General features: G+C 56.2%; 1 protein-coding gene, 1 tRNA gene and 1 rRNA gene. 2 read left to right on the plus strand and 1 reads right to left on the minus strand.

Features of this window, described 5'->3' with window-relative positions; all coding sequences use genetic code 11:
* Positions 1 to 268: 268 nt before the first annotated feature.
* Positions 269 to 383 (plus strand): 5S ribosomal RNA (gene rrf / locus BS629_RS21425).
* A 13-nt stretch (positions 384 to 396) separates the two neighbouring features.
* On the opposite strand, the gene BS629_RS38955 is transcribed toward rrf, so the two are convergent.
* Positions 397 to 567 (minus strand): hypothetical protein, encoded by a 171-nt coding sequence (locus BS629_RS38955; RefSeq protein WP_018243388.1) that lies wholly within the window; start codon positions 565 to 567, stop codon positions 397 to 399.
* Positions 568 to 631: 64 nt separating this feature from the next.
* Here BS629_RS38955 and BS629_RS21430 point away from each other — a divergent pair.
* A tRNA-Met gene (locus BS629_RS21430) sits at positions 632 to 708 on the plus strand.
* Positions 709 to 1,043: the final 335 nt, after the last annotated feature.

Here is a 1,043-nt window from a genome sequence, read left to right on the forward strand (position 1 = left end):
ACTAATAGCTCGATCGGCTTGATCGTTCTCATTGACTATGCTCATCTCAAGGCGACCGCAAAGCGGTCGTCCGGATCGATGATGCAAGACCTTTGTCCTGACGCGCCAATGGCGCTGCGGACGGCCCGCGCTACCAAGCGCGACGGCCTCTGGCCTGTATGGGTGCCACAAGCATCCGCAGTCAGAAGAGGTTCCAAAGACGTGTTCAAAAAAAGAAAACAGGCTAATGCCTGCCAGCTTCTCAAAACATATAGTTGCGCTTTGCCGACCTGGTGGTTATGGCGGGGTGGCTGCACCCGTTCCCTTTCCGAACACGGCCGTGAAACGCCCCTGCGCCCATGGTACTTCGTCTTAAGACGCGGGAGAGTAGGTCGCTGCCAGGTCTGCAAAGCGCAACTAATCAATCTTCTCATCACCAAACAAACGGCCCAAAGCCGAAACAAAAGGGCCGCTCACAAAGCGGCCTTTCGTGTTATAATACACCAGCAAATCCCAGCGATTTGCGCATGGCGCGGGGTGGAGCAGCCCGTTCGGCCTGAAATCGATCCACTCGATCGATTCCTTCACGGCCTCACCTCGTCAGGTTACGCCTGACAGCGCTCCCGGGCTCAAACAGCTCGGAATACAATAACGCGGGGTGGAGCAGCCCGGTAGCTCGTCAGGCTCATAACCTGAAGGCCGCAGGTTCAAATCCTGCCCCCGCAACCAGATACACAAAGGCCCGCCTCGTGCGGGCTTTTGTGTATCTCGTAACGGGTCGAGGATTTAACGCCTCCTCAGGGGCCNCAAATCCTGCCCCCGCAACCAGATACACAAAGGCCCGCCTCGTGCGGGCTTTTGTGTATCTCGTAACGGGTCGAGGATTTAACGCCTCCTCAGGGGCCCGCAAGAAGGCGAAGCCGACGCAGCGGGACAGAAACTTCAAATCCTGCCCCCGCAACCAGATCCCAAATATACGAACATTGACACACAAATGCCCGCCACTCTGAACTGACCCCAATAAGTTGGACGGTTTAAAGGCTGGTTAGATTTAAGGGCTGAGT

This window comes from Rhizobium leguminosarum bv. viciae USDA 2370 (genome assembly GCF_002008365.1).
In the GTDB taxonomy this organism is placed as follows: Bacteria; Pseudomonadota; Alphaproteobacteria; order Rhizobiales; family Rhizobiaceae; genus Rhizobium; species Rhizobium leguminosarum.